We start from the raw sequence: 18,728 nt of genomic DNA, 5'->3' as shown, positions 1-18,728 counted from the left end.
ACGCGCGGCTCAGTGCCCGCCACCGCCCGAGGCCGCGCCCTTGCGCATGATGAAGACGCAGGCGGCGGAGGCCAGCAGGATCACGCCGAGCACGGCGAAGGTGTCGCTGAAGCCCATCACCAGCGACTGCGCCCGCACCGTCTGCCCGATGGCGATGATCGCCTGGTGCTTGGCGGTGGCCGGGTCGGACACGCCGCTGGCCATGAAATACTGGGTCAGTTGGTCGATCCGGGTCCGCGTCGCCTCCTGGAACAGCGACACCGACTGGCCGATGATGTTCGAGTGGTACTGCTCGCGCTTGGTCACGATGGTGCCCAGGAGCGCGGTGCCGAAGGCGCCGCCCAGGTTGCGCAGCATGTTGAACAGGCCCGAGGCCGCGGCCGATTCGTGCCGGGCGATGCCGGCCATGGCGATGGCCGACAGCGGCGCCATCACCACCGCCTGGCCGATGGCGCGGACGATGTTGGGCGCGAACAGCTGGTCGCTGCCGTAGACCAGCGACATGTGGGTGTTCATGAAGCAGCTGGCGGCAAAGATCAGCAGCCCCCCGGCCACCAGCCAGCGGGCGTCCATCCGCCCCATCAGCATCGGCACCATCGGGATGATCAGGAGCTGCGGCAGCCCGGTCCAGGCCACCACCAGGCCGATCTGCTCCGAGTCGTAGCCCTGCACCTGGGCCATGTACTGCGGCAGCAGATAGGCGGCGCCGTAGAGCGCGAAGCCGAGGAAGACGTTCGCCAGCGTGCCGAAGCCGAAGTTGCGGCGCAGCAGCAGCCGCAGGTCGACCGCCGGCTTCGCCACCCGCAGCTCGATCCACAGGAACAGCGCCAGGAAGACGACGGCGATCACGGTCAGCCGGACGATGAAGGGCGAGCCGAACCAGTCGTCCTTGTTGCCCTCCTCCAGCACCGTCTGCAGCGACGCCAGGCCGATCGCCATGGCGGCGATGCCGAACCAGTCGCCCTCCTTGAGGAGTGAGAGGCGCATCGGCTCGCGCTCCAACGTCGCGGCCAGCCCGGCCAGCATGACGGCGCCCGGCACCAGGTTGATGTAGAAGATGTATTCCCAGCCGTAATTGTCGGTCAGCCAGCCGCCGATGGTGGGGCCGATCGCCGGCGCGAAGGTGGCGGTGATGGCGAACAGCGCCATGCCCATCGGCCGCTGCGACAACGGCAGCCTGGTCATCACCAGGGTGAAGGCCATCGGGATCAGCACGCCGCCGGTGAAGCCCTGGATGCCGCGCAGCAGGATCATCTCGCCGAGATTGGCGGCGAAGGCGCAGGCCACCGAGAACACCAGGAACAGCGTGGTGTTGACCAGCAGGAAGCGGCGGAACCCGAAGACCTGGCTGAGATAGGCGGTCAGCGGGATGACGATGATCTCGCCGATCAGGTAGGAGGTCGAGATCCAGGCTCCGTTGTCGACGCCGGTGCCGATGCCGCCTTCGATCTGCGGCAGCGAGGCGTTGGTGATCTGGATGTTCAGCACCGCCATGAAGGCGCCGAGCAGGCCGGAGAACACCGAGATCCAGGTGGTCAGGCTGGCGCGGTCGGTTGGGCCGGCGCCGGCGGTGGTGGTTGCGGACGACATCGCTATGGCCCTCCGGGCCGGGGATCCGCCGCGCTCAGTGCGCGGCGGCGTCCTGCTTCGTATCGATCGTGGCGATCACCGACATGCCGGGCCGCAGCTCGCCCGCCAGCGGGTCGTCGCGCTGCAGCACGATCTTCACCGGGATGCGCTGGACGATCTTGGTGAAGTTGCCGGTGGCGTTGTCCGGCGGCAGCAGGGCGAATTCCTGGCCGCTGGCCGGCGACAGGCTGTCGACATGGCCGTGGATGTCGGCGTCCGGGAACATGTCGACCGCGATGTCGACCGGCTGGCCCGGATGCACGTCGGTCAGCTGCGTCTCCTTGAAGTTGGCGACGACATAGGTCTCGGCCAGCGGCACCACGGCCATCAGCTGGGTGCCGGCCTGGACGTACTGGCCGACCCGCAGGGTGCGGTTGCCGACCGTGCCGGCCATCGGCGCGGCGATGGTGGTGTAGCCGAGGTTCAGCTCGGCCTGGCGCTGCGCCGCCTGGTCGCCCGCGAGCGCGGCCTTCGCCTTCTCCAACTGGGCGCGCAGCACGTCGAGCTGCTTCTCCGACGCGGTCACCGCCGCCTGGTCGCGCTGCAGCGTCGCCGTCGCCGACTGGACATTGGCGGTCATCTGCTGCGCATTCTGCACGCTGCCGTTGCCGGTCCGCGCCAGGGCGGTGTATCGGTCGAACTGCTGCTGGGCGTAGGTCAGCGCCGCCTGGTCGACCCCGACGGTGGCGCGGGCCTGATCGATCGCCGCCGCCTGCTGCTGGATCGCGGCGTCGGCATCGGCGATGTCGGCCTGGGCGGACAGGACGTTGGCCTTGGCCTGGTCCAGCGCCACGGCATAGTCGCGGTCGTCGATCCGGGCCAGCGGCTGCCCCGCCGTCACCGACTGGTTGTCCTGGACCAGGACCTCGCCGATGTAGCCGGGGACCTTCGGCGCGATGGTGGTCGAATCGGCCTGGACATAGGCGTCGTCGGTCGATTCCTGGAACCGGCCCACGGTCCACCAGTTCCAGCCATACCAGGCGGCGCCGGCCAGGACGACGATCCCGAGCGGCAGCAGCAGGAGTTTGCGCCCGAGGCGGCGGCGCGGCGCCGGTGCGGCCGCGGCCGCGGTCTCGCTGGCCTCCGGGGCCGGGGTGGTGCGGAGCTGGGCCGGCTGAACCTGATGCGTCATGACATGTGCCCTCCAAAGCGGAAACCACCGGGGCGCCGGCCGTCTCCGATGGCGGCTGGATCGTCGTGGCGATTTAGGAAACTTGACGGTTTCCATCCAAAGATGGGAGATGGAGGTGGAATGCGCAACCGCGCGACCGAGGGGCCAGACATGCAGGAAACGCCGAAACGGCCACGCGGGCGGCCGCCGCTGCGCAGCGACGAGGAGACGATGCGCCTGATCCTGGAGGCGGCGACCCGGATCTTCCTGGCGCAGGGTTTCGGCGCCACCAGCATGGAGGCGGTGGCGCAGGCGGCCGGCGTGTCGAAGAAGACGATCTACCGCTTCGTCGACACCAAGGAGCATCTGCTGGAGGCGGTGATCGACGCGCGGTCGGAGGCGCTGCGGTCGCCGATCGGACACGATGCCGGGCCGGATGCGGAGGGCATGGCGCGGGCCTTGCACCAGTTCCTGCAGGAGCTGGCGCGGCTGGTGCTGTCGGAGGAGACGGTGGCGCTGAACCGGCTGGTCTATGCCGAGTCGATGCGCTTCCCGGAGATGGCGCAGGCCTTCTACCAGGCCGGCCCGGTGCGCAACGCCGAGGCGCTGGCGGCCTGGCTGGAGACGCAGCGCCGGCACGGCGTTCTGCGCTTCGGCGACGCCCTGGCGATGGCCCGGATGCTGGTCTCGATGACGGTCGCCGAGCCGCTGCGCGCCGCCACGCTCGGCGTCGCCCCGCTGCCGACGGCGGCGGAGAACGACCAGCGGGTCGACGAGGCGGTGGAGATTTTTCTGCACGGGTGTCTGGTGCAGCGCTGATCCGACGCCGCTATGGGAGGTGATCCGTTTGCCGGGCGTATCGATCGTTCGACCAGCCCCCGCCTTCACCAACAGGGTCACCTGACGTCCCGGAGGCGCGATCGATCAGCGCGTCCACTCTTGAGAGGAACAGCTTCAAGGTCGGCGATGCGTTCGCCTTGTTGTAGCCGACAACCAGGTCGATCGTTGGCGCCTCACCTTCCAGCGGGCGACTGACCACGGACCGCGGCAGCAGATTCCTCGCATAGGCGGGCATGAGCGACAGCCCGCCGGTGGACGCGACCAGCGACATGGCCATCGCCAGGTTGTCCACCCCATAGTCCAGTTTGATGTCGAGCCCGGAGCGGCGCAGATAGTCCTCGGTCACGGCGCGCAGCACCGTGGCTTTGTTCGAGCCGCCGATGAAGATCTCGCCGACGAGTTCCCGCGGGTGAACCGCATCGCGGCTGGCAAGGCGGTGGTCGGCCGGCATCAGGACGATCAGCGGCTCGTGGTCCACCACCCGGTAGCACAGGTCGAAGGCCGGCTCGGCGCGCAGGAAGGCCACGTCGAGCCGGCCGCGGACGAGCGCCTCGGCCAAATCCGGCGAATAGTCGCTCGAGATCGTGACCTGAATGTTCGTCAACTCGTCGCGCAGCACATGCATGGCCCGCGGCAGCCAGTTCATTTCGTGACCGGTCTGGAAGCCGATGGCCAACGTCTTTCTGATGGGCTGTGCGGCCTTGCGTGCCGCGTCCGCCGCGGCATCGACCTGCGCCAGCGCCAGCCGGGCATGGTCGAGAAAGGCCTTGCCGGCGGCGGTCAAGTCGATGCCTCGCACGCTGCGGCTCATCAGCTGGACGCCAACCTCGTGCTCGAGATCGCGGATCTGACGGCTGAGGGAAGGCTGCGCCGTGTGCAGCCTTTTCCCGGCCGCGAGCGTCAGGCTGCCCTCCTCGGCGACCGCGATGAAATAGCGGAGGTGCCGTAGCTCCATCGGTCCTTCCATATCTCCGAAGCATGCCCTCCCAGCTTACAAAGTCTTTTTCGCGGATGCCAGGGGAGGCCACATGGCTTTAACGAAAGCACCTGGTCCCGGTCTCTGCGCCGCGGCCAAAGGATCCGACACCATGCTCTGCCGGCAGGGCAGACAATTGCGAGGATGCAGTGAGCAACCCAGTCGTCTTGATCACCGGCGCCTTGACCGGCATCGGTCGCGCCGCCGCCGTCGCCTTCGCCAGGACCGGTGCCAAGGTGGTCGTCGCCGGTCGGCGTGACGAGGCCGGCAAGGCACTCGTACAGGAGCTTCGCTCGTTCGGCTCGGAAGCCGAATTCATCAACGCCGACGTCCGCAAGGAGGATGACGTCCGTGCCATGGTCGACAAGACCGTCGCCCGGTTTGGCCGTCTCGACGTCGCGGTGAACAATGCCGGCACCGAAGGCCAGGTCGGCCCGATCACGGACCAGACCACGGAAAGCTATGCCGCGACGTTCGACACGAATGTCCTCGGCGTGATCCTGAGCATGAAGCACGAGGTGCGCGTCATGCGGGACCAGGGCAGCGGCAGCATCATCAACATCTCCTCGACCTACGGGCATGAGGGGGCGGCCGGGGCCTCCGTCTATGTCGGCAGCAAGCACGCGGTCGAGGGCATCACCAAGTCGGTGGCGCTCGAGATCGCCGGGTCGGGCATCCGGGTGAACGGCGTGGCGCCTGGTCCGACGGACACCGGCATGCTGACCCGCTTTACCGGTACGCCGGAGAACAAGGCGGCTCTGGTGACGGGTGTTCCGATGGGTCGCCTCGGCCTCTCGGAGGAGATCGCCAACGCGATCGTCTTCATCGCGTCGGACGACGCTTCATTCGTCACCGGCCACATCCTCAACGTCGACGGCGGTCGCACCGCCAACTGATCCTGTCCCGGCATCGAGGTTTGCTCCGCGCCCGGTGAAGGGGCAGTCTCCCCGAGGCCCTTTCCCACAGCGTTCGCGCCGCCCGCCCTCGACCGGTCCGCATGTCGGGTCGAGGTGGCAGTCGCGCGACTCTTCGAAGGAATTGGACCCTATGAGCACGATTGAGGCGAAGCGGACGGACAATGGTGAGATCGAGGATCTCGACGTCATCGTGGTCGGCGCGGGATTTGCCGGCCTCTACCTCCTCGACCGTCTGCGCAGCATGGGCATGGCCGTTCAAGTGTTCGAGGCCGGGGGCGGCCTTGGCGGCGTCTGGTATTGGAACTGCTATCCTGGGGCCCGGGTCGATTCCTCCGGCCCGATCTATCAGTATTCGCGCGACGACCTGTGGCGGACGTGGCAGTTCGGCGAGCTCTATCCGTCGTGGCAGGAAATCCGCGCGTATTTCCGCTACGTCGACGAGAAGCTCGGTCTCAGCCGGGATATCCGCTTCAACCGGCGCGTGACCGAGGCTGAGTTCGACCCGGCGCGTGATCGCTGGATCGTCCGTTCAGGCGATGGCTCGGTCGCGACGGCCCGCTATTTCGTGCTCTGCACCGGCCTGGGTTCGAAGCCCTACGTGCCGGACCTGCCGGGCCTGAGCGATTTCGCCGGGGAGCGCCACCACACCGCGCTTTGGCCGCAGCAGGGTCTCGATATGGCCGGCAAGCGGGTCGGGGTCATCGGCACCGGGGCAAGCGGCGTGCAGGTGGCTCAGGAAGCCGCCGGCGTGGCGGCTCACCTCACGGTCTTCCAGCGCACGCCCAACATGGCGCTGCCGATGCGGCAGGCGAAGCTCGACGAGGACACGATCCGCCGCATGAAGGAGGGGTATCCGGAGATCTATGACCGGCGCACAAAGACCTTCGCGGGATCCGACATCGATTTCCTCACGACGTCCGGGTCCGAGGTGCCCGATCTTGAGCGGCAGGCGACCTTCGAGCGCCTGTGGGAGACGGGTGGCTTTGCGCCATGGGTCGGCACGTTCAACGACGTCCTGGTGAATGAGGACGTCAACCGCGCCGCCTATCAGTTCTGGCGCGACAAGACCCGGGCGCGGATCGATGACCCTGCCGTCGCCGAGATGCTCGCGCCGACGGAGCCGCTTCATCCCTACGGCGTCAAGCGGCCGTCGCTCGAGCAGAATTTCTACGAGATCTTCAATCAGCCCAATGTGAGTCTTGTCGACCTCCGCGCCGCCCCGATCGAAACGGTGACGCGCCGCGGGATCAGGACAGCGGCCGGCGAGCATGACCTGGACATTCTTGTCCTGGCGACCGGCTTCGACGCCGTGACCGGCGGGCTGACCAGCATCGACATCCACGGCACGCAGGGCGAGACGCTGAAGGAAAAGTGGGCGAAGGGTGTTCGCGCCCATCTCGGAATGGCGACGGCGGGCTTCCCCAATCTCCTTTTCGTCTACGGCCCGCAGAGTCCGAACGCCTTCTGCAACGGGCCGACCTGCGCGGAGCTTCAGGGAGACTGGATCGCCGGGCTGCTGAATCACCTTCGCCAGCGTAATCGCACGCGGGTCGAGGCAACGGTGCCCGCGGAGGAAGCGTGGCGAGCGCAGGTGCTCGCGCTCGCGGACGCCACTCTGCTCCCACGGGCCGACTCCTGGTATCTCGGCGCGAACATCCCCGGCAAGCGGCGCGAGATGCTGGCCTTTGCCGGCGGTCTGCCGGCCTACATGGCGAAATGCAGGGAAAGCGCCGAACGAGGCTACGAGGGATTCGCGATCAGCTGAGTTTCGCCTGACCACCGCTTCGCATGCCGGCTTGAACGCCGCCGTCAGAGGGACTTTCGATGACCCAGCACAGTCACCAGACCGCACCGACGCAGTTCGTGGACGCGGCCGGCATCCGGTTCGCCTACCGGCGCTTCGGCAGATCGGACGGCGTGCCGATCGTCTTCAACCAGCACTACATCGGCACCATGGATTACTGGGACCCGGCCGTGACGGACGGCCTGGCCCGCGACCGCGAGGTGATCCTGTTCAACAACGCGGGCGTCTCCTCGAGTTCGGGCGAGGTCCCGACCACATTCGAGGAGATGGGGGCGAATGCGGTTGCCTTCATCAAGGCGCTGGGCCTGCCCCGGGTCGATGTGCTCGGCATCTCGCTCGGCGGCTTCGTCGCCCAGGAGATCACGCTGCAGGCGCCCGGGCTCGTCCGCAAGCTGATCCTGGTCGGCACCGGCCCGCGCGGCGGCGAAGGGATGGGAACCCAGACACCGGAAGCGCAGCGGATCTTCGGCGCCACCTACGACCCGCCGGAGCACCTATGGCTCGCGGTTCATTTCGGTCCGTCCGAGAAAGCCCAGGCGGCCGGGCGGGAGTTCCTGAAGCGCAAGCATCTTCGTCAGGTGGACCGCGATCCCGAGGTGAACGAGACGGTCGGCCAGCGGCAGATCGAGGCGATCGCCAGATGGGGCGTCCAGCGCGACGGATCGTACGACTATCTGAAGACGATCAGGCAGCCGACGCTCGTCGTGAACGGCAACAGGGACCGCATCATCTACACGGTCAACTCGTTCATCCTGCAGCAGAACCTCGCGAACGCGCAGCTCATCCTCTACCCCGACTCCAATCACGGGGCGCCGTACCAGTATCCCGAGCTGTTCGTGCGGCACGTCTCGTTGTTCCTGGACGCCTGACGCCCGGCAGGCCTGCCCCCGCGCCGGGCCAGGCGCCCGCATCGAAGGACCGAAGCCATGCCAGACCATGCCGAGCGGAAGGCAAGGACCGTCAAGGTCCCGGGGCCGGATCATCCCATCACGATCGAGCGCAATGCGCATCGTGTCGTCGTCACGGTCGCAGGACGTGTGGTCGCCGACACCCGGGAAGCGCTGACGCTGCGGGAGGCGGGCTACCCGGCCGTGCCGTACGTCCCGCGCAAGGACGTCGACATGACGTTGCTCGAGCGGACCGAGTACGCCACCTGGTGCCCCTACAAGGGCGACTGCGCCTATTACGGCATTCCGGCCGGCGGCGAGCGCTCGATCAATGCCGTCTGGACCTACGAGAAACCCTACGCGGCGGTCGCCGCGATCAAGGACCACGTCGCGTTCTATCCCGACCGCGTCGATGCGATCGAGGAGCGGCCGAGCGGCCAGCCCCGCTTCGAGTAGCCAGCCGGGCTTCGGAAGGCCCTGTGCCTGATCGCATTGCTTTTGGGCACCAACCGCTCAGCCCATCTGACGGAACCATGCCGAAGCGCTGCCGGCTATAGCCTCGCCGATCGTGATTTGGATGGGCGGTCCGACGAGGACCTGCCGCCCCGGGGGTGCGCCCTGGCGCTTGCGCTTCCGCGCGAGGGTGTTTGTCGAGGCTCGTCCAGTTTGATTTCCCTTCATCAAATTTTGATGATATCCCTTCAATCAGGGAGGGGCTTCCGTGGCCAGGACGACGCTGCAAGACGTCGCGCGGGAAGCCGGCGTCAGCGTCGCGACCGTCGATCGCGTGCTGAATGGACGTGCCGGCACCCATGCGCGCATGGTCGACCGCGTGAAGGCGGCGGTCGAACGGCTGCAATACGAGCCGGACCGGCTGGCCTCGCGCCTGTCGCGGGCGCGCGATTTCCGTTTCACCGTGGTGCTGCCGGTCGGCAGCAACGACTTCATGCATTCGCTGGAACGCGAGTTCCGCACCCTCGCCCGCCGCTACGAGGCCGAGCGGGTGGCGATCGACGTGCTGCTGGTCGACGTGTTCGACGGCGAGGCCCTGGCCGAGGCGCTGGAGGCGCTGCCGGCGGAGCTCGACGGTGTCGCCGTGGTGGCGCTGGACCACCCGGCCGTAGTCGAGGCCCTGAAGACCCTGGCCGCCCGCGGCACCACCGCGGTCACCCTGGTCTCCGACCTGCCCGGCACCAGGCGGCGCCATTATGTCGGCCTCGACAACCATGCCGCCGGCCGCACCGCCGCCAGCCTGATGGGCCGCTTCCTGGGGCCGCGCCGCGGCAAGGTCGGGCTGATCGCCGGCTCGCTGCAGCTGCGCGACCATATCGAGCGGCAGTTCGGCTTCGAGCAGATCATCGCCCGCGAATACCCGCAGCTGGAAGTCTTGCCGCTGCGCGAGGCGCGCGACGACGCCGCCCGGGTCGAGGTGGCCGCCCGCACCCTCTTGGACGAGAACCCCGACCTGGTCGGCCTGTACAATGTCGGCGGCGGCCAGCAGGGCGTGGTCGCGGCGCTGGAGGCGACCGGCCGCGCCCGCGACATCGTCTTCATCGGCCACGAGCTGACCGAGTTCACCCGCCGCCACCTGATCCGCGGCACCATCGACGCCGTCATCAACCAGGACCCGGGCCACATGGCGCGCAGCAGCATCCGGGTGCTGCTGGCGCTGCGCGAGGGCGTGCCGATCGTGCCGGACCAGGAGCGGATCCGGATCGACATCTTCATCCGGGACAACATGCCATGACCGCGCCCTCCCCCGCTCCCGGCCCGGTGCTGTCCGTCCAGGGCCTCGGCAAGACCTTCGGCACCGTGGCCGTGCTGCAGGAGGTCGGCTTCGAGCTGCAGCCGGGCGAGGTCCATGCCGTGATCGGCGAGAACGGCGCCGGCAAGTCGACGCTGATGAAGATCCTGGCCGGGCATCTGGAGCCGACCGCCGGCACCATCGAGATGAACGGCGCGCCGATCCGCTTCGCCGGCCCGGTGGATGCGGAGCGGCATGGCATCGTGCTGGTGCATCAGGAGATCCTGCTGGCACCGCACCTGACCGTGGCCGAGAACCTGTTCCTGGGGCGCGAGCTGCGGCGCGGCCTGCCCGGCGGATTCAGGGTCGACGACCGCGCCATGAACGCCCGCGCGGCCGAGGCGGTGCGGTCGCTGGGGGCGGAGATCGACCCGGCCGTCGTGGTGGCCCAGCTGTCGATCGCCCAGCGTCAGCTGGTGCAGATCGCCCGCGCGCTGCTGGTGCCGCACAGCGTGGTGATCTTCGACGAGCCGACGGCGTCGCTGACCTCGCACGAGACCGACGCGCTGCTCAAGGTCATCCACGACATCCGCGCCAAGGGCGTCGGGGTGCTCTACGTCTCGCACCGGCTGCCGGAGGTGAAGGTGATCGCCGACCGGGTGACGGTGCTGCGCGACGGCCGGCTGGTCGGCACCCGGCCTGCGGCGGAGCTGCAGCCGCTCGACATGGCCCGCATGATGGTCGGCCGCGACATGGCCAATCTCTACCCGCCGCGCACCGACGCCCCGGCCGGCGACCCGGTGCTGGAGGCCAAGGGCATGACCGTGCCGCGCTATGCCCAGGACGTGTCCTTCACCCTGCGGCGCGGCGAGATCCTGGGCTTCGCCGGGCTGGTCGGCGCCGGCCGGACCGAGCTGCTGGAGGGCATCCTGGGACTGCGCACGGCCCAGGGCGAGGTCCGCCGCGACGGCAGGCCGGTGCGCTTCGCCACGGTGCGCGACAGCATGGCGGCCGGCATCGTCTATCTCAGCGAGGACCGCAAGGGCAAAGGCCTGCTGCTGGCCCAGGATTTGCGCATCAACCTGACCCTGGCGGCGCTGAAGCGCTTCACCCGCGGGCCGGTGATCGACACGGCGAAGGAGTGGCAGGAGCTGGACCGCGCCATCGCCGCCTTCGACGTGCGCACACGCCGCAAGGACCTGCTGGCCGGGCAGTTGTCCGGCGGCAACCAGCAGAAGCTGCTGCTGGGCAAGATGATGCTGCTGGAGCCGGAGATCGTGGTGATCGACGAGCCCACGCGCGGCATCGACATCGGCACCAAGCAGCAGATCTACCGCTTCGTCGCCGAGCTGGCGGCCCAGGGCAAGTCGGTGATCGTGATCTCCTCGGAGATGCAGGAGCTGATCGGCCTGTGCCACCGCATCCTGGTGATGCGGTCCGGCCGCATCGTCGGCGAGGTCACCGGCGAGGCGATGACCGAGGATGAGATCGTGACCTACGCCACCGGCGTGAAGACCATGGCACCGGCGGAAGCGCCGACGGGGACCGCATGAGCACCAGCACCACCACGACACCCGCCGGACGGGGCTTCAAATTCGACATCCGCGCCGCGGCGCCCTTCGCGGCCCTGGCCGTGCTGATCGTCGTCGGCGCCCTGCTGAACCCGAACTTCCTCAGTGCCGACAACCTGCTGAATGTGGCCACGCGCAGCGCCTTCATCGCCATCATCGCGGTCGGCGCCACCTTCGTCATCACCGCGGGCGGCCTCGATTTGTCGGTCGGGTCGATGTCCGGCTTCGTCGCGGGCGCCATGATCCTCTTGATGAACGCGGCGCCGCTGGGCGACGGCACCAGCCTGATCGCGCTGGCCATGGCCGTCGCCATCGTGCTGGGGGCGCTGTGCGGCCTGGGCAACGGGCTGATCACCACGGTCGGGCGGATCGAGCCCTTCATCGTCACCCTCGGCACCATGGGCATCTACCGCGGCCTGCTGATCTGGCTGGCCGAGGGCGGGTCGATCGCGATGAAGGCGCCGGACCTGCGGGCGCTGTACCGGCCGGTCTATTTCGGCACCGTGTTCGGCGTGCCGGTGCCGATCCTGGTGATCCTGGCGGTCGGCGCGCTCGGCGCCTTCGTGCTGTACCGCACCGCCTTCGGCCGCCATGTCCGCGCCGTCGGGTCGAACGAGGAGGTCGCCCGCTATTCCGGCATCGCCGTCGACCGCATCCGCACTCTGACCTATGTGATCCAGGGCGTCTGCGTCGCCGTGGCCGTGCTGGTCTATGTGCCGCGACTGGGCTCCGCCACCTCGACCACCGGCCTGCTGTGGGAGCTGCAGGCGATCACCGCCGTGGTGGTCGGCGGCACCGCGCTGCGCGGCGGCATCGGCCGGATCTGGGGCACGATCTGCGGCGCCCTGATCCTCGAGGTCGTCGGCAACATCATGGCCCTGTCCAACCTGGTCAGCGAGTACCTGATCGGCGCGGTGCAGGGCGCCATCATCATCATCGCCATGCTGGTGCAGCGGTCGCTGCTGCGCCGGCCGGGAGCCGGGTGACCGGCTCCCTATCCAAACGCCGAGCGCGCTCCGCGCGCGGCGGGTAAAGCGGGGCAGAGCCGCCCGTCCGCAACAGGCTCGATTTGTGGGGAGGAATTTGATGCGTTTCAAGATGATCGGCCTGGCCGCCGTGGCCCTGCTGGCGGCCTTCGGCGCCGCCCAGGCGCAGGAGAGCAAGACCATCGCCGTGTCGATCCCGGCCGCCGACCATGGCTGGACCGGCGGCGTCGTCTACCACGCGCAGCAGCAGGCGAAGGCGCTGGAGGCCCGCTATCCGGGGCTGAAGGTGATCGTCAAGACCTCGCCGGACGGCGCCTCGCAGGCCAATGCGCTGGAAGACCTGACCACCCAGGGCATCGACGCGCTGGTGGCCCTGCCGCACAACTCCGACGAGCTGACCGACCCGATCCGCCAGGTGAAGGCGAAGGGCGTCTTCGTCACCGTGGTCGACCGGGCGCTGAGCGACCAGTCGATCCAGGACCTCTACGTCGCCGGCAACAACCCGGAGCTCGGCCGCGTCGCCGGCAAGTACATCAAGGACACGCTGGGCACCGGCGACGTCGTGGTCATCCGCGGCCTGCCGATCGTGATCGACGAGGAGCGGATCAAGGGCTTCGACGAGGCGATCGCCGGCAGCGGCATCAAGGTGCTGGACAAGCAGTTCGGCAACTGGAGCCGCGACGACGCCTTCAAGGTGATGCAGGACTACCTGGCCAAGTTCCCGAAGATCGACGCGGTCTGGTGCCAGGACGACGACATGGCCGTGGGCGTGCTGGAGGCGATCCAGCAGGCCAAGCGCACCGACATCAAGTTCGTGGTCGGCGGCGCCGGCATGAAGGACATGGTCAAGAAGGTGATGGACGGCGACAAGATGATCCCGGTCGACGTGCTGTACCCGCCGGCCATGATCGCGGTGGCGATGGACCTGACCGCCGCCAACCTCTACGACCACGTACCGGTGCGCGGCCGCTACATCCTGGACGCCACGCTGGTGACCAAGGAGAACGCCAAGGAGTTCTACTACCCGGACTCGCCGTTCTGATCCGGCATTGGTGGGAGGGGCCGGAATGGGTCCCCGCCATCCCCTACACTGTCATGCCCGGGCTTGACCCGGGCATCCAGAAGCTGTCGATATCCTCTGGATTGCCGGGTCAAGCCCGGCAATGACGGTAATGAGAAAGACCCAGCCCTCACGGGCTGGGTCTTTCTCATTCCGGGGGCCGAGCCGACCGCGCTTCCTCAGAAGTTCAGCGCCTTGGCCTGGACCACGCTGGGCAGGCCCAGCACGGTCTTGACGATCTCCTCCGGCACCGGGCTGTCGACCGAGACCAGGGCCAGCGCGCTGCCGCCCTCCGGCCGGCGGCCGAGGTTGAAGTTGGCGATGTTGATGCCGGCGTCGCCCAGCACCGTGCCGAGGCGGCCGATGAGGCCCGGCTTGTCCTCGTTGCGCACGAACAGCATGTTGCGCGCCACCTCGGCCTCGAGCGAGATGCCCTCGAGCTCGACGATCCGCGGCTTGGTGCCGGCGAAGAGCGAGCCGGCGATGCTGCGGGTCTGGCGCTCGGTCGTCACCGTCAGCCGCACCAGCGTGTGGTAGTCCTCGCAGGTCTCGCGCTTGGTCTCGCTGACGTCGATGTCGTATTCGCGCGCCACCACCGGCGCCGACACCATGTTGACGCTGTCGAGCAGCGGCCGCAGCAGCCCGGCCAGGATGACGCTGGTGATCGGCCGGGTGTTGAGCTGGGAGACATCGCCCTCATAGGTGATGTTGACCGCCTTCAGCCGGGTCTCGGTGATCTGGCCGGCGAAGCTGCCGAGCTGCTCGACCAGCGCCAGATACGGCTTCAGCTTCGGCGCCTCCTCCGCCGTCACCGACGGCATGTTCAGCGCGTTGGTCACGGCGCCGGACAGCAGGAAGTCCGAGATCTGCTCGGCCACCTGCAGCGCCACATTCTCCTGCGCCTCGCTGGTGGCGGCGCCGAGATGCGGGGTGCAGACCACGTTCGGCAGGCCGAAGAAGGCGCTCTCCTTCGCCGGCTCGACCGCGAAGACGTCCAGCGCGGCGCCGGCGACATGGCCGGATTTCAGCGCCGCCAGCAAGTCGTCCTCGACGATCAGCCCGCCGCGGGCGCAGTTGATGATGCGCACGCCCGGCTTCATCTTCGCGATCGCCGCCGCGTCGATGATGTTGCGGGTCTGGTCGGTCAGCGGCGTGTGCAGGGTCAGGAAATCGGCGCGGTGGAACAGCCCGTCGAGCTCGACCTTCTCCACGCCCAGGTCCAGCGCCCGCTCCGGCGACAGGAACGGGTCGTAGGCGATGACCTTCATCTTCAGGCCGACGCCGCGGTCGGCGACGATCGAGCCGATGTTGCCGCAGCCGATCAGGCCCAGCGTCTTGCCGTAGAGCTCGACGCCCATGAAGCGGGACTTCTCCCACTTGCCGGCATGGGTCGAGGCGTTGGCGTCCGGCAACTGCCGGGCCAGCGCGAACATCATGGCGATGGCGTGCTCGGCGGTGGTGATGGAGTTGCCGAAGGGCGTGTTCATCACCACCACGCCGCGCTGGGTGGCGGCCGGGACGTCGACATTGTCGACGCCGATGCCGGCGCGGCCGACGACCTTCAGGTTGGTCGCGGCGGCCAGCACCTCCTTGGTCACCTTGGTGGCCGAGCGGATGGCGAGGCCGTCATACTGGCCGATGATCGCCTTCAGCTCCTCGGGCTTGAGGTCGGTCCTGACGTCGACCTCGACGCCGCGGTCGCGGAAGATGGCGACGGCGGCCGGGGACAGGGCGTCGGAAATGAGAACCTTGGGCATCGGTGTGCTCCAGAATTCTTCCGTCATTCCCGCGAAAGCGGGAATCTCGATGGCGTCGGACGGCTCCGTCCGGAAGAGATCCCCGCTTTCGCGGGGATGACGGGTTTCAATGGGAAGAACGAGAGGTCAGGCGGCCAGCTTCAGCTCGGCCCGGGCGCGGTCGAACGCCCAGTCGAGCCAGGGCAGCAGCGCCTCGAGATCGGCGGTGTCGATCGTGGCGCCGCCCCAGATCCGCAGGCCCGGGGGCGCGTCGCGATAGCCGTTGATGTCGAAGGCGACGCCTTCCTTTTCCAGCAGCGAGGCGATCTTCTTCGGCACCGCGGCCTGCGCCTCCTCGTCCAGCGCCGTGACCGCCGGGTCGACGATCTTCAGGCAGATCGAGGTGCAGGAGCGGATCGCCGGATCCGCCGCCAGGAAGTCGACCCAGGGGGTGCGCGCGACCCAGGCGGCGACGGCGGCGAGATTATTCTCCGACCGCTCGATCAGCTTATCCAGGCCGCCGATCTCCTCGGCCCAGGCGAGGCCGTCGATCGCGTCCTCGACGCACAGCATCGACGGGGTGTTGATGGTCTCGCCCTTGAACGGGCCTTCGGCCAGCTTGCCCTTGGAGGTCAGGCGGAACACCTTCGGCAGCGGCCAGGCCGGGGTGTGGGACTCCAGCCGCTCCACGGCGCGGGGCGACAGGGCCAGCATGCCGTGCGCGCCCTCCCCGCCCAGCACCTTCTGCCAGGACCAGGTGACGACGTCGAGCTTGTCCCAGGGCAGGTCCATGGCGAAGGCGGCCGAGGTGGCGTCGCAGATCACCAGGCCCTGGCGGTTCGCCGGGATGGCGTCGCCATTGGCCAGGCGCACGCCGGAGGTGGTGCCGTTCCAGGTCAGCACCACGTCGCGGTCGAAATCGACCCGCGCCAGGTCCGGCAGCGCGCCATAGTCGGCCGCAAGGGTGCGGACATCCGGCAGCTTCAACTGCTTGACGACATCGGTGACCCAGCCTTCGCCGAAGCTTTCCCAGGCCAGGAGGTCGACGCCGCGGGCGCCGAGCAGGGTCCACAGCGCCATCTCGACGGCGCCGGTGTCCGACCCCGGCACGATGGCCAGGCGCCAGTCGGCGGGCATGCGCAGCACGCGCTTCGACCGCTCGATCACGTCGGCCAGCTTGGCCTTGCCGATGCCGGCGCGATGCGACCGGCCGAGGGCGGCATTCTGCAGCGCCTCGAGCGACCAGCCGGGACGCTTGGCACAGGGACCGGAGGAGAAATTGGGATTGCGCGGACGGAGTCCGGGCAGGGGGGCGAGCGCACTCGCAGTCATGTCTATCCTTCCAGATAGCAGCGTCCCGGTGGGGGGACGTGGCCCGCCGCGGAGGATAGAGATCGCCCCGGTTCCGTCAATCGGTATTTGGAGCCCGCTCTATTTTCACTGTCATCCTCGGGCTTGACCCGAGGATCCAGGGGCTTCCAGAGCAGTTCTGGGTGGCCCCTGGATTGCCGGGTCAAGCCCGGCAATGACAAGGAATTGGATGACGATCAGGCCGCCGCGGTCTCGATCGTGGCGCAGATCTCGCCGACCAGGCTCTCGATCAGCACCGCATCCTCGCCCTCGGCCATCACCCGGATCACCGGCTCGGTGCCCGATTTGCGGATCAGCAGGCGGCCGTCCTTGCCCAGCTTGGCCTCGGCCGCGGCGATCGCCTGCTTGACCGGCGCCTGCTCCAGCGGCGACGGCGCGCCCGGCACCGGCGTGAAGCGGACGCTGCGCAGCCGCTGCGGCATCGGCTCGAACACCCGGAACACCTCGCTCGACGGCCGGCCGGATTGCTGGATCACCGCCAGCACCTGCAGCGCCGCGATCAGCCCGTCGCCCGTGGTGGCATGGTCGCTCATGACGATATGGCCGGACTGCTCGCCGCCCAGGTTCAGGCCACGCTCGCGCATGATCTCGACCACATAGCGGTCGCCGACGGCGGTGCGAATCAGGCTGATGCCGAGTCCGTCCAGGAACCGCTCCATGCCCAGATTGGACATCACGGTGGCCGCCACCGCCGGCTGGGCCAGGCGGCCGCCGGAGAACCAGTCGCGCGCGATCATCGCCATCAGCTGGTCGCCGTCGATCTGGCGGCCGGTCTCGTCGGCCATGATCAGCCGGTCGGCGTCGCCGTCCAGCGACAGGCCGAGATGGGCGCCATGGACCACCACCGCCTGCTGCATCGCGTCGGTCGCGGTGGCGCCGCAGCCCTTGTTGATGTTGAGGCCGTCCGGCGACACGCCGATCTTGATCACCTCCGCCCCCAGCTCCCACAGCACCGCGGGGGCGACCTTGTAGGCGGCACCGTTGGCGCAGTCGACCACCACCTTGAGCCCGTCGAGGCGCAGCCCCTTGGGGAAGGTGTTCTTGGCGTATTCGATGTAGCGGCCGGAGGCGTCGTCCAGCCGCCGGGCGCGGCCGAGCCGGGCCGGCGCTGCCAGTTGGTCGCCGGTCGGCTGGGCGATGCGGTCCTCGATCTCGCGCTCGACCTCGTCCGACAGCTTGTAGCCGTCCGGCCCGAACAGCTTGATGCCGTTGTCCTCGTACGGATTGTGCGAGGCCGAGATCATCACCCCGAGATCGGCGCGCAGCGACCGGGTCAGCATGGCGATGGCCGGGGTCGGGATCGGGCCCACCAGGGTGACGTCCATGCCGGCGCCGATGAAGCCCGCGGTCAGCGCCGGCTCCAGCAGATAGCCGGACAGGCGCGTGTCCTTGCCGATCACCACCAGGTGGCGATGGTCGCCACGGCGGAACTGCGCCGCAGCGGCCGTCGCCACCCTCAGCGCCGTCTCAGCCGTCATCGGTTCGACATTCGCGCGACCGCGGATGCCGTCGGTCCCGAACAGCTTGCGCGTCATCTAATCCCCACCCTCTGTCCCTGCCTGCAGCGCCGACCACACGGCCAGCGCCTGCCGCGTCTCCGCGACGTCATGCACCCGTAAGATTTGCACCCCCTGGGCGATTCCGTACAGCCCCGCCGCGATCGACCCCGGCCCCCGCGCCTTCGGGTCCGCGGCGCCGGACAGGCTGCCGATGAAGCGCTTGCGCGACACGCCGAGCAGCACGGCGCAGCCGAGTCCGTGCAGCAGCGACAGGCCGCGCAGCAGCGGCAGGTTGTGGCTCAGCGACTTCTTGCCGAAGCCGATGCCGGGGTCGACCGCGATGCGGTCTGATGGAATGCCGGCGGCGGCACAGGCTCCTACCCGCTGCTCCAGCCAGTCGAACACGTCGAGCAGGACGTCGTCATAGACCGGGCTGTGCTGCATCGTCCGCGGCTCGCCCTGGATGTGCATCAGCACCACCGGGCAGCCGGCGCGGGCGACCACGCCCAGGCTGGCGGGGTCGCCGGTCAGGCCGGTGACGTCGTTGACGATGCGGGCGCCGGCGGCCAGCGCCGCCTGCATCACCACGGCCTGACC

Annotated in this window: 16 protein-coding genes; 9 read left to right on the top strand and 7 right to left on the bottom strand. The window is 68.7% G+C overall.

Annotation, left to right across the window (positions count from 1 at the left end; genetic code table 11):
• Positions 1 to 9 precede the first annotated feature (9 nt).
• Both ACTOWL_RS27900 and ACTOWL_RS27895 read right to left on the bottom strand, forming a co-directional pair.
• The gene (locus tag ACTOWL_RS27900) at positions 10 to 1,590 is read right to left on the bottom strand and encodes an MDR family MFS transporter (protein ID WP_441324550.1); all 1,581 of its coding nucleotides are present in this window, start codon (positions 1,588 to 1,590) and stop codon (positions 10 to 12) included.
• Between the two features lie 34 nt (positions 1,591 to 1,624).
• The gene (locus ACTOWL_RS27895) at positions 1,625 to 2,761 is read right to left on the bottom strand and encodes an HlyD family secretion protein (protein WP_441324549.1); all 1,137 of its coding nucleotides are present in this window, start codon (positions 2,759 to 2,761) and stop codon (positions 1,625 to 1,627) included.
• Between the two features lie 120 nt (positions 2,762 to 2,881).
• On the opposite strand from ACTOWL_RS27895, the gene ACTOWL_RS27890 reads away from it, so the two are divergent.
• Entirely contained in the window at positions 2,882 to 3,559 is a 678-nt protein-coding gene (locus ACTOWL_RS27890; RefSeq protein WP_441324548.1) for a TetR/AcrR family transcriptional regulator, read from the top strand.
• Between the two features lie 10 nt (positions 3,560 to 3,569).
• On the opposite strand, the gene ACTOWL_RS27885 is transcribed toward ACTOWL_RS27890, so the two are convergent.
• Positions 3,570 to 4,535, bottom strand: coding sequence for a LysR family transcriptional regulator (locus ACTOWL_RS27885; RefSeq protein WP_441324547.1), 966 nt, complete (start codon positions 4,533 to 4,535; stop codon positions 3,570 to 3,572).
• Between the two features lie 170 nt (positions 4,536 to 4,705).
• Here ACTOWL_RS27885 and ACTOWL_RS27880 point away from each other — a divergent pair, with 170 nt between their 5' ends.
• From ACTOWL_RS27880 to ACTOWL_RS27845, 8 genes are all read left to right on the top strand, one after another.
• Positions 4,706 to 5,452, top strand: coding sequence for an SDR family NAD(P)-dependent oxidoreductase (locus ACTOWL_RS27880; RefSeq protein WP_441324546.1), 747 nt, complete (start codon positions 4,706 to 4,708; stop codon positions 5,450 to 5,452).
• 151 nt (positions 5,453 to 5,603) lie between these two features.
• On the top strand, positions 5,604 to 7,238 hold the full coding sequence (locus ACTOWL_RS27875; RefSeq protein WP_441324545.1) for a flavin-containing monooxygenase: 1,635 nt from the start codon (positions 5,604 to 5,606) through the stop codon (positions 7,236 to 7,238).
• Between the two features lie 98 nt (positions 7,239 to 7,336).
• A complete protein-coding gene (locus ACTOWL_RS27870; protein ID WP_441324544.1) occupies positions 7,337 to 8,146 on the top strand; it encodes an alpha/beta fold hydrolase in 810 nt (269 codons plus the stop codon).
• Positions 8,147 to 8,203: 57 nt separating this feature from the next.
• Positions 8,204 to 8,620: a DUF427 domain-containing protein gene (locus ACTOWL_RS27865; RefSeq protein ID WP_441324543.1), complete on the top strand. Its 417-nt coding sequence runs from the start codon at positions 8,204 to 8,206 to the stop codon at positions 8,618 to 8,620.
• Between the two features lie 265 nt (positions 8,621 to 8,885).
• Positions 8,886 to 9,911 carry a LacI family DNA-binding transcriptional regulator gene (locus tag ACTOWL_RS27860; protein ID WP_441324542.1) on the top strand — a complete coding sequence of 342 codons (1,026 nt, stop codon included), beginning with the start codon at positions 8,886 to 8,888 and terminating at the stop codon, positions 9,909 to 9,911.
• Entirely contained in the window at positions 9,908 to 11,461 is a 1,554-nt protein-coding gene (locus ACTOWL_RS27855; RefSeq protein ID WP_441324541.1) for a sugar ABC transporter ATP-binding protein, read from the top strand. Before ACTOWL_RS27860 ends, ACTOWL_RS27855 begins: the two co-directional genes overlap by 4 nt.
• Positions 11,458 to 12,465: an ABC transporter permease gene (locus ACTOWL_RS27850; RefSeq protein ID WP_441324540.1), complete on the top strand. Its 1,008-nt coding sequence runs from the start codon at positions 11,458 to 11,460 to the stop codon at positions 12,463 to 12,465. Before ACTOWL_RS27855 ends, ACTOWL_RS27850 begins: the two co-directional genes overlap by 4 nt.
• 100 nt (positions 12,466 to 12,565) lie before the next feature.
• Positions 12,566 to 13,507, top strand: coding sequence for an ABC transporter substrate-binding protein (locus ACTOWL_RS27845; protein ID WP_441324539.1), 942 nt, complete (start codon positions 12,566 to 12,568; stop codon positions 13,505 to 13,507).
• Positions 13,508 to 13,704: 197 nt separating this feature from the next.
• On the opposite strand, the gene serA is transcribed toward ACTOWL_RS27845, so the two are convergent.
• From serA to folP, 4 genes are all read right to left on the bottom strand, one after another.
• Positions 13,705 to 15,282, bottom strand: coding sequence for a phosphoglycerate dehydrogenase (gene serA / locus ACTOWL_RS27840; RefSeq protein WP_441324538.1), 1,578 nt, complete (start codon positions 15,280 to 15,282; stop codon positions 13,705 to 13,707).
• A gap of 126 nt (positions 15,283 to 15,408) precedes the next feature.
• Positions 15,409 to 16,593, bottom strand: coding sequence for a phosphoserine transaminase (locus tag ACTOWL_RS27835; RefSeq protein ID WP_441324537.1), 1,185 nt, complete (start codon positions 16,591 to 16,593; stop codon positions 15,409 to 15,411).
• 215 nt (positions 16,594 to 16,808) lie between these two features.
• Positions 16,809 to 18,167, bottom strand: coding sequence for a phosphoglucosamine mutase (gene glmM / locus ACTOWL_RS27830; protein ID WP_441324536.1), 1,359 nt, complete (start codon positions 18,165 to 18,167; stop codon positions 16,809 to 16,811).
• Positions 18,168 to 18,728, bottom strand: a 561-nt coding sequence (gene folP / locus ACTOWL_RS27825) for a dihydropteroate synthase (protein ID WP_441324535.1), incomplete at its 5' end; no start/stop codon positions are given.

This window comes from Inquilinus sp. CA228 (assembly GCF_052078665.1).
In the GTDB taxonomy this organism is placed as follows: Bacteria; Pseudomonadota; Alphaproteobacteria; order DSM-16000; family Inquilinaceae; genus Inquilinus.
This window is presented reverse-complemented; position numbering and strand designations above follow the sequence as displayed.